Origin of the sequence: Shewanella colwelliana ATCC 39565 (genome assembly GCF_000518705.1) — a bacterium.
Lineage (GTDB): Bacteria > Pseudomonadota > Gammaproteobacteria > Enterobacterales > Shewanellaceae > Shewanella > Shewanella colwelliana.
In genome coordinates this window covers 25736-37798 of sequence record NZ_JAEC01000026.1, presented here as the reverse complement: position 1 = coordinate 37798, position 12063 = coordinate 25736, and the positions used below count along the sequence as shown (strand labels likewise).

The following is a 12063-nucleotide window of genomic DNA, read 5'->3' as shown; positions in this document are numbered from 1 at the left end:
TTTGACATACAAAGCGATGTCGCGAGCAAAATACAGTATTTACACCAATGGTGAAACAGCTAAGGATTCGCTCGACGTAAAAGTAGCCAGTAGGGTGCATGAGCAATCAATACTGCACATTGACTTAGCGCAGCAATTACCAATAAAAGCCCATAAATCCACGTTTTTTGCGATCTCAAACAGGCGAAAAAAGTAAATGTGAAACTTTTGTGATAATTCGGAGATACTTAGGTGATCTCCCTCCGCCATGATGAATATCAACAGTCAATAATAAAACACTCAATGGAGCGAGATCATGAACCTTAATACCCTTACCCGTAGCCTACTGCTTGGTAGCCTTATTAGCACATCGACAATGGCCGCCGAACTCGAAATCCGTATCAATAACCTCACCCATGGCAATCATTTCACCCCAGTGTTACTTGCCGCTCACGATGGAGACACTCATCTATTTAACGTAGGAGAGATGGCAAGCAGCTCACTACAAAAGATGGCCGAAGGAGGTGATATTGCCGATCTTGTCACGCTTGTTGAAAGTGCCAATGGTGTCACGGTAATTAATCCTGCAGCGGGTTTAATGGCACCAGGGCAAACTGTTGAAGGCATCATGCTCAATAGCCAAACCCTAACTCATCTATCAATCGTTGCAATGATTTTGCCCACCAATGACGCTTTCATTGGTTTAGATGCATGGGAGATCCCTACCACCCCAGGGACTTATACCATCAATCTCAATGGCTACGACGCTGGTACCGAAGCCAACGATGAAGTTGTAAATGGCGGTGGTATGCCGGGGGCACCAGGAATACCAGCAGCACCTGGAGGTGATGGTGGTGCCAATGCAACTGGCGTTAGCGACATGAGTAGCAATGATAAAGTCCATATCCACCCTGGTGTGCTGGGTGATACTGACGTCAACGGCGGAATGAGTGATTTAGACAGCCGCGTACATCGTTGGTTAAACCCTGTTGCCCGCGTTGTGGTCACTGTAAAGTAGGAGAGTGATGATGAATAATCTAACTAGATCGGCAGGTAAGATTCTGCCACTGCTTTTGGTGAGCACCAGTTTAGTGCTCGCAGGCTGCTCGGATAACGATCATGATGCCTCTGTGCCTCCCACGCCAACGCCAGCACCTGATAGAGTCTTTTCAGTAACCGTTACCAATCTTACGGCTAATCAACCTATGTCACCTATTGCGTTATTAGCCGTGGATAAGGATTACCATCCATGGCAGACAGGTGCTAGTGCTAGCAGCGCATTGGAGCAACTTGCAGAATCGGGTGATAGCGCAGGTTTTCAAGTTGAAGCGGGAAGTATTTCATCAATCACCGCAGGGGCTGGCATACTTGCCCCAGGGGCCAGTGAAACCTTAACCATGACCTTAGCTGATGACTCTGTGGCCTCGATGAGTTTGCTTACCATGTTGGTCAACACCAATGATGCATTTAGCGGCCTTAATAATGTCAACCTTGATGGGATAAATGTTGGCGAAACCCAGCGAATCATGACCGCTGTTTATGATGCCGGAACCGAAGCAAACAGCGAGCTAAAAGGCACGATTCCGGGACCTGCAGATGGCGGAGAAGGCTTCAATGCAGCCCGAGATGATGTGAACAGAGTGCATCTGCATCCAGGTGTGATCAGTCATGATGATGGGCTTACAGACTCAGTTCTTAATGCCTCGCATCGCTTTGATAATCCCGCACTGCGTATCACGCTAACACGATCTCAATAAGCAAACTCTTACAACAAGGTTCTAAGTACGAAATAAAACCCCTCAATGGTTGGTCTACTCATGGTAGGACAACCTTGGGAGGTTACAATGGAAGCGATGAAACAGGGAGATCATCAACGGATTTTATTGGTTGAAGATGAGATAGATCTGGCCAATCTTATCAGTCTCAATCTTAAATCCCTCAATTTTGAGGTGATCCATGCCACCACATTGCAGCATGCAAAACAGGTGCTATCGACCCAGAGAATCGACTTATTGCTGCTCGATAGAATGCTGACAGATGGAGATGGGCTGATGCTATGTGAACAACTAAGACAGAATGGGGAACTACTGCCCTGCATGATGCTCACAGCCAGAGACAGCGAAGCCGATATCGTATTGGGATTAGAGTCAGGTGCCGATGACTATTTAGTTAAGCCATTTAGTGTGTTGGAGCTTAGAGCCCGAGTAAAAGCGCTGCTCAGACGCGGCAAACAACTTACACCAGCGACAGATACCCTCACGTTTGATGACCTCGTCATTGATAGTAACACTCGTGAAGTCACCGCCTTCAATCAAGCCTTGCTGCTAACAGCGCGGGAGTTCGATCTGTTACTGTTTCTCGCCCAACATCCCAAACAGGTATTTAGCCGCATGCAGCTACTCGAAGCAGTATGGGGTTACTCCTATTCAGGCTATGAGCACACGGTAAATAGCCATATCAACCGACTACGCGCCAAGCTAGCACAAACGCCATCCACCAGCGACCTTGTCAAAACCGTTTGGGGCGTCGGTTACAAATTTTCACCTCCAAGCCATTGAGCCGATGATGAATAGTCTATTTAACCGGATTGTCCTATCGGCGAGTATCGCCGTATTCGTGCTGTTTATGGGGCTATGGCAATGGTTTAGTGCCAACCATCAATATAACCAAAACCAGATCCAACAATCTCTTCATCGCGAACTTGCGACCCACATGGGCCACATTAATCCGTTACTTTCCCAAGGGGTCACATCGGATGCAGCGCTCAAAGAGGCGTTTCACGACTTCATGCTGTTAGGGCCCAGTTTTGAGATCTACACATTAGACCTTCAGGGCAAACTGATCGCTTTTGATGCCCCTAAATCGGTAATCAAACGCCAACAAGTCGACATCGCTCCCTTGCAGCAGTTTATAAACGGGGCCAAGCTACCTGTACTAGGGCAAGACCCACGCTCACCCACCACGGAGAAAATCTTTTCCGCGGCAAACCTTGTTGACCCACGAGGCGTTAAAACAGGTTACTTGTATGTCATTATTGGCGGCCAAGAGTTTGATGCCTGGCAAGCCATAGTTGCCCAGCATCAACACCTCAATCAATGGGGAGCTGGATTAAGTGTGACCATCTTGTTTGCGCTAGCACTCTTTGTAGTGCTGCTAAAATACTTTACCGCGCCAATTTCCCAGCTCGCCCACGATATGAACCAACTAAGCGGCCATTCCCTCACCCAAGATTCATTACTGAAAACTCGCCCTCAAGCCAGCAAAGAGATCCTTGGCTTAACCACCAATATCAATCAACTGCTGTCTCAAGTGCATCAACAGCACCTCGCTATCGCTAAACAGCAGGCTGAACGCCACGACTTTATGCTGCACCTTTCTCATGATCTCAAAACACCATTGACAACTTTGCAGGGTTACATCGATACCTGGCTGTTACTTGCTGAACATGAGCGAGATGCTAGCCTTATCGAAGTCGCTGCGAGAGCTGGGCTCCAGTTACAGCAACTCCTTAATCAAATGTTGCAACTAGAAGCCCTAGAGAATGGCCAGGTTACAGCCACAATGCAGCACTTTGCGCTGGCCCCTATACTCGATGAGTTGCGACAGTATTTCTTACCTCGCGCCAAAGCCCAAGTTGTAGAACTGGCCTTTGAGGTAGATGAAAACGTAGCGATCTACAGCGATCCCTTACTGCTGTTTCGCGTATTGAGCAACCTCGTCGACAATGCAATCAGGTATACCCCGAATGGCGGTAAAATTAGCATCAATGTCGAATACAGTGGTGACCGAGTTTGGCTGCTAGTGTCAGATAATGGTTCGGGTATTCATAAGCATGAACTGCAAGCACTAAAGCAACACACCCAAGTGAGTACCAACACGCAACAATATCAACAGTTACCTCAGCTCGGCGTTGGGCTGTCGATCGTTAGACAATTACTCGGCTTGCTCAACTGTAACTTACAGGTGCAGAGCACCCCAGGTAAAGGCAGCCATTTTAAAATTGAACTGGCCAGCCCAGAGATTAACGAATCTATTTCTTTATAAATTCCATGCTCTTTATATAAAAAAAGCCCGCTAAGCGGGCTTTTTTATTATCAGGCAATCAACTGATTACTTGTGGTATTGCGCTGACAACTCATGAACAGAGTTGATAAATGAACCAGCATGCTCAGGATCAACATGTTGATGAATACCATGACCTAGGTTAAATACGTGGCCCGTGCCTTCCCCGTAAGAAGCTAAAATTTGATCTACTTCTTGGTGGATACGCGCAGGAGAAGCGTAAAGTACCGATGGGTCCATGTTGCCTTGCAGCGCAACTTTATGACCTACACGGCGACGTGCATCACCAATATCAACAGTCCAATCGAGACCTAAGGCATCACAACCTGTTTCAGCCATAGATTCTAACCACAACCCGCCACCTTTAGTGAACAGAGTCACAGGTACTTGGCGACCATCAGCATGACGTGTTAGGCCATCGACAATCTTCTGCATATAGCGCAGTGAGAACTCGCGATAAGCATGGTGAGACAATGCGCCACCCCATGAGTCAAAGATCATAAGAGATTGTGCACCGTTTGCCACTTGAGCATTTAGGTACAGGGTCACTGAATCAGCAAGTTTATCTAATAGCATGTGCAGCGTTGCAGGCTCTTCGTAAGCCATCTTCTTGATCTTTTCAAATGCTTTGCTTGAACCGCCTTCGACCATGTAAGTCGCCAGGGTCCATGGTGAACCAGAGAAACCAATCAGTGGCACTTCGCCTTTTAGTTCACGACGAATGGTGCTCACTGCACGCATGACATAGCCAAGCTCATCTTCTGGATCTGGGATGCAGAGCTTTTTAATTGAATCAATAGTATCGGTAGGGCGTTCGAAACGTGGACCTTCGCCAGTTTCAAAGTACAGACCTAGACCCATAGCATCGGGTACAGTCAAAATATCAGAAAACAAGATTGCCGCATCTAAGTCATAACGACGTAGAGGCTGCAATGTCACTTCACAAGCCAAATCTTGGTTCTTACAAAGAGACATAAAGTCACCCGCTTCAGCGCGAGTCGCTTTGTATTCTGGAAGATAACGACCAGCTTGACGCATCATCCAGACAGGAGTTCTATCAACAGGTTGTTTTAGTAAGGCACGTAAATAACGATCATTTTTTAGTTCTGCCATTTGGCTCTATTCCTACGCTTATTGATTTCTGCTGGGTCAGTAGTTTAGCATTTACGCGAGTAAAGTAACCTGCAACTGCACATTTATGTGACAAACCCCGCTCGATTATATTTTTATCATCTTATTGCACACTATTCGCTCGAAATAACCAGACAATAAATAGGGCGACTGGTTCCCAAAACGTCAGAAAAAAGTTGCATGCTATCGAAGCCTTTGGTATAAAAAGTCTGCGCTAGCAAGAACAATCAAGAAGCTCGTCGCATCGAGCCTGCAAAACCTTTACTCGCCCAGCGATAGAATTCTATCGCTGGGCATTTTATTTTATACAAGACAGTCACTTCCAGCCTCCCAGCATTTTGTATGCAAAACAAGCCGCTTATTAACAAATAATGTTCTGTCATTGACGTAAAAAAGAGTTGATCTAAGCAGCATTTGTCACCTACATTAGAAGTCATAAAACAACTTTTGATGAGGAATGTCATGCTAAAGCAATTGGAAAGAGCCGAACAAAAATGGGGCGGCGCCAATACACTTATTGATCAGTGGCTGAATCATCGTCGCAAACTGCTAGTCAATTACTGCCAGATAGCTGGGCTGCCTCCCTACGAGTCATTAGACAAATCTCTCCCTGAATTTAAATCTGTTAAAGAGTTTTGCGATCTATTGGTCGACTATGTATCCGAAGGGCACTTTGAGGTCTATGACCGTGTGGTCACTGCCTGTGAAAAAAATGGCGAATCAACTCAAAACCTCGCACAGACTATCGTCCCAAAAATCAGCGAGACCACAGATCTTGCCTTAGATTTTAACGATAAATATACCGAGGCTGATGACGATAAAATTCTGTATCAGCTAGACAAAGATCTCTCATCGCTGGCTCATGCCATGGAAACACGCTTTGAGCTTGAGGATAAATTACTAGAAGTGCTTCACGCTAACGCTTCTTAAGTCTTAAGCATCATTAGACTATTTAGAGTAATAGTTACTTACACGCTAAAAATAGATCTCAATAAAAAGGCCAGCTAACTTAGCTGGCCTTTTTGTTACTGTGTTATATCGCTTAAACCGCCGATTGGAAAATCACTTCACCCGCTTTCTGGGTGTATGAATCAATCTGATCAAAGTTCAGATAACGATAGGTATCTGCCGCCGTCGCATCAAGCTCCTTGGCATAATTTTGATACTCATCAACGCTAGGGAGACGACCCAATAGCGCTGCAACAGCAGCAAGCTCAGCAGAGGCCAAGTATACGTTTGCACCAGTACCAAGACGGTTAGGGAAGTTACGCGTAGACGTTGAAACCACTGTCGCACCTTCAGCAACACGTGCCTGATTACCCATACATAGCGAACAACCTGGGATCTCGATACGTGCACCAACACGACCAAAGATAGCGTAGTAACCCTCTTCGGTTAGTTGATCTCTGTCCATTTTAGTTGGCGGCGCAATCCACAAACGTGTTGGTAGAGTCGTCGCAAACTTATCTAGCATCTTACCGGTTGCACGGAAGTGACCGATGTTAGTCATACATGAACCAACGAACACTTCGTCAATTTTAGTGTCAACAACTGATGAAAGTAGCACGGCGTCATCTGGATCGTTCGGCGCACAAAGAATTGGTTCTTTGATCGCATTTAAATCGATTTCGATAATTTCTGCGTATTCAGCATCGCTATCGGCTTCCATCAACTCTGGGTTAGCTAACCACTCTTGCATCGCAGTGATACGACGCTCAATCGTACGACGGTCGCCATAACCTTCAGCAATCATCCACTTCAACATGACGATGTTAGAGTTTAGGTATTCAATGATTGGCTCTTTATCTAGCTTGATGGTACAACCTGCCGCACTGCGTTCAGCCGATGCATCAGAAAGTTCAAACGCTTGCTCAACCTTCAGCTTTTCAAGACCTTCAATCTCAAGCACACGGCCAGAGAAAGCGTTAATCTTACCTTTCTTCTCAACAGTCAAAAGACCCATTTCAATCGCTTTTAACGGAATTGCATGGACCAAGTCACGCAATGTGATACCTGGCTGCATTTCACCTTTAAAGCGAACCAAAATTGATTCAGGCATATCCAGAGGCATCACACCAGTCGCCGCAGCGAAAGCGACAAGACCTGAACCGGCTGGAAATGAGATACCAATAGGGAAACGCGTATGTGAGTCACCACCCGTACCAACGGTATCAGGCAGTAGCATACGGTTTAACCAAGAGTGAATAACCCCGTCACCCGGACGCAATGAAACACCGCCACGATTCATAATAAAATCAGGTAGTGTGTGGTGAGTGTTCACGTCCACTGGCTTTGGATAAGCCGCAGTATGACAGAATGACTGCATGGTTAAATCAGCACTAAAGCCTAGACATGCTAGATCTTTCAGCTCATCACGGGTCATTGGACCGGTCGTATCTTGTGAACCCACAGAGGTCATCTTAGGCTCACAGTATTGACCTGGACGCACACCCGCTACGCCACATGCTTTACCAACCATCTTCTGTGCAAGGGTGTAACCTTTGCCTGAATCAGCCACATCTTGTGGACGTACAAATACTTCAGAAGCTGGCAGGCCTAGAGTTTCACGAGCACGGTCAGTTAGACCACGACCGATGATCAATGGGATACGACCACCCGCACGCACTTCGTCTAACAGCACTTCAGTTTTTAGGCTGAACTCTGAAATCACTTCGTCAGTGCCATGCAACTTAACAACGCCTTCATATGGGTAAATATCAATCACATCACCCATGTTCATCTTGCTAACATCTAGCTCAATAGGCAGTGCGCCCGCATCTTCCATAGTGTTGAAGAAGATAGGTGCGATCTTTCCACCTAGGCAGAAACCACCAGCACGTTTGTTCGGCACATTAGGGATATCATCGCCCATGAACCAAAGTACTGAGTTAGTTGCAGACTTACGTGAAGACCCCGTACCCACAACGTCACCCACATAAACAAGTGGATGACCTTTCTCTTTTAGGCTGGCGATCTCTTTGATTGGACCCACAACACCCGCTTCATCAGGCACAATGCCATCACGTGCATTTTTCAGCATAGCTAGCGCATGCAATGGGATATCTGGACGAGACCATGCATCTGGCGCCGGTGACAAATCATCGGTATTGGTTTCACCAGTCACTTTAAATACGGTCAGCGTGATCTTGTCTGCAAGCTTAGGGCGGTTTAAATACCAATCCGCATTCGCCCAAGACTCAACGACTTGCTTAGCATGAGCGTTACCCGCTTGCATCTTCTCAACCACATCGTGGTACGCATCAAACATCAGCAAGGTGTGAGATAACGCTTTGGCAGCTAATGGGGCTTGAGCTTCATTGTCTAATTGAGCAATAAGCGGCTCAATATTATACCCACCTTGCATGGTGCCAAGCAGTTCAACGGCACGCTCAGAAGATAAGATTGAAGAGGTGACTTCGCCTTTAGCTAAAGCGTCTAAAAAGCCAACTTTAACGTATGCCGCTTCATCAACACCTGGGGGAATTCTGTTTTCTAGCAGGTCAAGAATGAACTCTTGCTCACCCGCTGGCGGATTTTTTACTAATTCGATTAATTCAGCCACTTGATGGGCATCTAGTGGCTTAGGGACTACGCCCTCTGCAGCACGTTCTGCGACGTGTTTACGATATGCTTCTAGCACGGCAACATTCCTCTTTGTTTGGCGTTCTAACAGCGAAACTGCACGCCTTCAATTCTGAAGCTAACAGTCAAGCAGGCTCAACCCGTATTTCCGGTCCGCATTATACTACAGCTTTGTAAAAGTATGAATCAGATCACACTCTTAGATGTGAGAAATTACGGGGATTCTCTAGGGCATTAAGTAAATTATCTTAAGGATAAAACAAATGAAATTAGACAATAGTTTGAAACACCTACCAATGCATTGATTTAAAACAGAATAAACACTTAATCATAATTTATTGTAAACGAGCTAAAAGCCACCCATTCTTAAGTAAAATAATCTAAAAAATTTACAATATTTTGTCGTAATTACCCAATGATTGCGCATAATATTCCACTTTAATTGCGCTAACAGCCACTAGGACGCCCGAAATGAGCCACAATAATTTATCCGCCGTGATCTTCGATATGGATGGCGTACTTATCGATTCTGAACCCAGTTGGCAAGTTGCCGAACTTAATGTGCTTAGCCAACTAGGTATCCCCATTACGCTTAAAGATACCTTACAAACTACCGGCCTTCGTATCGACCAAGTCGTGAGTTATTGGTACCAGCGTCATCCTTGGGACAACTATGACAACACTGCAACGGCAACGACTATTGTTGAACAAGTATCGATAGAGATACTGCGCAGTGGCGAAGCCATGTTAGGCGTTTTCGAAGCACTTAACGCCTGTAAAGATAAGGGACTCAAAATAGGCTTGGCCACCTCATCCTCATCACAGCTTATTGATGCAGTCATGCAGAAACTGGCGATTCGTCCATATTTTGATGCTATCTGCAGCGCCGAATCCTTAGCGCTTGGAAAACCGCACCCAGAGGTTTATCTCAACTGCGCGGTCGCACTGGGAGTGTCACCACCAAAGTGCCTTGCTATCGAAGACTCATTCAATGGCCTCATTGCAGCGAGAGCGGCCAATATGCTCACCATAGCGATTCCAGCGCCCCATGAAGCCAACCAAGCGAGATGGGCTGCAGCCCACCAACAACTGGCAGATCTTAGCCAACTCCCTGATTACTTATATCGAATAGACAACTAATTTCAGAAACAAAAAAGCCCATCTAACGATGGGCTTTTTGTAACTTAAGCGTCAACTTACCAGATCTTAACTCGCTCCTCGTCGCTTAAGTACATCTTATCGCCCTCTTTGACATCAAATGCTTCATAGAAAGCAGGGATGTTTCTCGGAGTGCCCATCGCGCGGAAATGGCTAGGAGAATGAGAGTCGGTAAGTAAACGGCGGCCTAACTCTTCATCGCGGTAATTACGACGCCAGACTTGTGACCAGCCAACGAAGAGACGTTGCTCTGCCGTTAATCCATCGATAACTGGCCCTTCCGCTCCATTGAGACTTAATTTATAAGAGCGAGCGGCGACAGTAAGCCCACCAAGATCACCAATGTTTTCACCTAAGGTCAAGTCACCATTAACAAATTTACCCGGCATTGCCTCATAAGCTGAATACTGAGCAGAGAGCTGTGCACCACGTTTGTTAAACTCTTCTCTGTCTTTATCTGACCACCAATCGCGTAAGTTGCCATCACCATCATACTTGGCACCTTGATCATCAAAACCATGACTGATCTCATGCCCAATTACCGCGCCAATTCCACCATAGTTAATCGCATCATCGGCATCCATATTGAAAAATGGCGGTTGTAAGATCGCAGCGGGAAAAACAATCTCGTTCATCACAGGGCTATAGTAGGCGTTAACCGTTTGTGGCGTCATATGCCATTCGGTGCGATCAATAGGCTTGCCTAACTTATCGAGCATGCCTTTATATTCAAACTTAGCATAACGCAGATAGTTACCGACTAAATCATCAGGCTTAATGGCGAGATCGGTATAATCTTTCCACTTGTCTGGATAACCAATTTTATAAGTAAACTTAGAGAGTTTCTCTTGCGCCGCCACCTTGGTTTCGGGTGTCATCCACTCGAGTTCGTTAATGCTTACCTCAAACCCTTTGATCAGATTTTGAATAAGCTGTTCCATTCTCGCTTTAGCTTCTGGCTTAAAGTGAGCCTTAACATACTCTTTGCCCACCAGCTCACCAATCACCTGATCGGCGGCATCAACCGCTTTCTTCCAGCGGGGCTTCTGTTCTTCGATACCCATTAAGGTTTTACCGTGGAAGGCAAAATGAAGATCGACCATCTCTTTGCTGAGCAGTTCAGCATAGGCATCCACGGCGTGGAAAGCTAAATAATCTTGCCATTGCTCGACGCTAAACTGAGTAAATTGCTGACCAAACTTCTCGAAATAAGATGGCTGACGGACAATGACCTCGTTAACTTTTTCAATATCAGCACCCACCGCAAACTGTACAAAATCGAAATGACTCACGGCTTGTTGCAACGCCATCTTGTCCATCTTGTTATAGCTCTTATTCGCATCGCGAGATGCTGTGCGCGTCCACTGGCTCTGGGCGATAAAATGCTCAATCTCAGCTACATTCTTCGCCGCACGCGCGGCATGGCTGTAACCAGCCTGAGTCAACAGGTCTTGTACATAAGCTTTCATCGCCGCACGATTGGCGACAAACTTTTCATCATCTTTTAAATAGTAATCACGATCGGGTAGCGTTAAACCAGATTGGTACAGGTAAACCGCATATTCTGTGGAGTTTTTAGCGTCATTATTAACATAAAAACCAAATGGGACCGCGACACCACTGACCAGTAATTTGCCCATTAACGTGGCAACATCATTGTGATCTTTAGCCAATCCAATCTCAGCTAAAGGCTCCTTTAGTGGCGTTACACCAAGTTGTTCAACCAGCTCTGTATTCATATAGCTAGCATAGAAGTCACCCACCTTTTGCTCGCTAGAACCAGCGACTTTATTAGGCTTAGCGGCGGCTTCATCTATGATAACTTTAAGGGCATTTTGGCTCTGCTCATACAGCACAGAAAAGGCACCATAATTAGATTTGTCTGCCGGAATAGGCGTATTTGCTAACCAGTGGCCATTAACACTGTAATAGAAATCATCTTGATGACGAACCTGAGTATCAAAGTTGGCTTTTTCAACCCCGGAAACTTTAGCGGGCTGCACATTTTCACTCGTTGTGGGTTCATTGCTGCTACAAGCCGTAACACCTAAACCCAGCGCTACAGCGAACGCGATTACACTGACTTTTTTCATTGCTTATCCCCGATATCCTTTGTGATCTTTTAGCCTCAATAAGGCTCTGCCGGTCAAA

Annotated in this window: 9 protein-coding genes; 6 read left to right on the top strand and 3 right to left on the bottom strand. The window is 46.0% G+C overall.

Features of this window, described 5'->3' with window-relative positions; translation table 11 throughout:
• Positions 1 to 295 precede the first annotated feature (295 nt).
• The 4 genes from L876_RS0112415 to L876_RS0112400 all read left to right on the top strand — a co-directional run bounded on the left by L876_RS0112415 (position 296) and on the right by L876_RS0112400 (position 4023).
• Positions 296 to 997: a spondin domain-containing protein gene (locus L876_RS0112415; protein ID WP_028764105.1), complete on the top strand. Its 702-nt coding sequence runs from the start codon at positions 296 to 298 to the stop codon at positions 995 to 997.
• 10 nt (positions 998 to 1007) lie between these two features.
• Positions 1008 to 1736, top strand: a complete 729-nt coding sequence (locus L876_RS0112410) for a spondin domain-containing protein (RefSeq protein ID WP_028764104.1) — start codon at positions 1008 to 1010, stop codon at positions 1734 to 1736.
• Between the two features lie 87 nt (positions 1737 to 1823).
• Complete coding sequence (locus L876_RS0112405) at positions 1824 to 2537, top strand: response regulator transcription factor (protein ID WP_028764103.1); 714 nt, start codon at positions 1824 to 1826, stop codon at positions 2535 to 2537.
• Between the two features lie 7 nt (positions 2538 to 2544).
• Complete coding sequence (locus L876_RS0112400; RefSeq protein WP_028764102.1) at positions 2545 to 4023, top strand: sensor histidine kinase; 1479 nt, start codon at positions 2545 to 2547, stop codon at positions 4021 to 4023.
• Between the two features lie 66 nt (positions 4024 to 4089).
• On the opposite strand, the gene hemE is transcribed toward L876_RS0112400, so the two are convergent.
• Positions 4090 to 5154 carry a uroporphyrinogen decarboxylase gene (gene hemE, locus L876_RS0112395; protein WP_028764101.1) on the bottom strand — a complete coding sequence of 355 codons (1065 nt, stop codon included), beginning with the start codon at positions 5152 to 5154 and terminating at the stop codon, positions 4090 to 4092.
• Positions 5155 to 5634: 480 nt separating this feature from the next.
• On the opposite strand from hemE, the gene L876_RS0112390 reads away from it, so the two are divergent.
• Entirely contained in the window at positions 5635 to 6102 is a 468-nt protein-coding gene (locus tag L876_RS0112390) for an Rsd/AlgQ family anti-sigma factor (protein WP_028764100.1), read from the top strand.
• 112 nt (positions 6103 to 6214) lie between these two features.
• On the opposite strand, the gene acnB is transcribed toward L876_RS0112390, so the two are convergent.
• Positions 6215 to 8812: a bifunctional aconitate hydratase 2/2-methylisocitrate dehydratase gene (gene acnB, locus L876_RS0112385; RefSeq protein WP_028764099.1), complete on the bottom strand. Its 2598-nt coding sequence runs from the start codon at positions 8810 to 8812 to the stop codon at positions 6215 to 6217.
• Between the two features lie 413 nt (positions 8813 to 9225).
• On the opposite strand from acnB, the gene hxpB reads away from it, so the two are divergent.
• The gene (hxpB, locus tag L876_RS0112380; protein WP_028764098.1) at positions 9226 to 9894 is read left to right on the top strand and encodes a hexitol phosphatase HxpB; all 669 of its coding nucleotides are present in this window, start codon (positions 9226 to 9228) and stop codon (positions 9892 to 9894) included.
• A 56-nt stretch (positions 9895 to 9950) separates the two neighbouring features.
• On the opposite strand, the gene L876_RS0112375 is transcribed toward hxpB, so the two are convergent.
• Complete coding sequence (locus L876_RS0112375) at positions 9951 to 12005, bottom strand: M13 family metallopeptidase (RefSeq protein ID WP_028764097.1); 2055 nt, start codon at positions 12003 to 12005, stop codon at positions 9951 to 9953.
• Positions 12006 to 12063 lie beyond the last annotated feature (58 nt).

Bases quoted from the DNA above. Each gene is read 5' to 3' on its own strand.
- L876_RS0112415 (WP_028764105.1), top strand. From the start codon at position 296: ATGAACCTTAATACCCTTACCCGTAGCCTACTGCTTGGTAGCCTTATT.
- L876_RS0112405 (WP_028764103.1), top strand. From the start codon at position 1,824: ATGGAAGCGATGAAACAGGGAGATCATCAACGGATTTTATTGGTTGAA.
- L876_RS0112375 (WP_028764097.1), bottom strand. From the start codon at position 12,005: ATGAAAAAAGTCAGTGTAATCGCGTTCGCTGTAGCGCTGGGTTTAGGT.
- L876_RS0112410 (WP_028764104.1), top strand. From the start codon at position 1,008: ATGAATAATCTAACTAGATCGGCAGGTAAGATTCTGCCACTGCTTTTG.
- L876_RS0112400 (WP_028764102.1), top strand. From the start codon at position 2,545: ATGAATAGTCTATTTAACCGGATTGTCCTATCGGCGAGTATCGCCGTA.
- hemE (WP_028764101.1), bottom strand. From the start codon at position 5,154: ATGGCAGAACTAAAAAATGATCGTTATTTACGTGCCTTACTAAAACAA.
- hxpB (WP_028764098.1), top strand. From the start codon at position 9,226: ATGAGCCACAATAATTTATCCGCCGTGATCTTCGATATGGATGGCGTA.
- L876_RS0112390 (WP_028764100.1), top strand. From the start codon at position 5,635: ATGCTAAAGCAATTGGAAAGAGCCGAACAAAAATGGGGCGGCGCCAAT.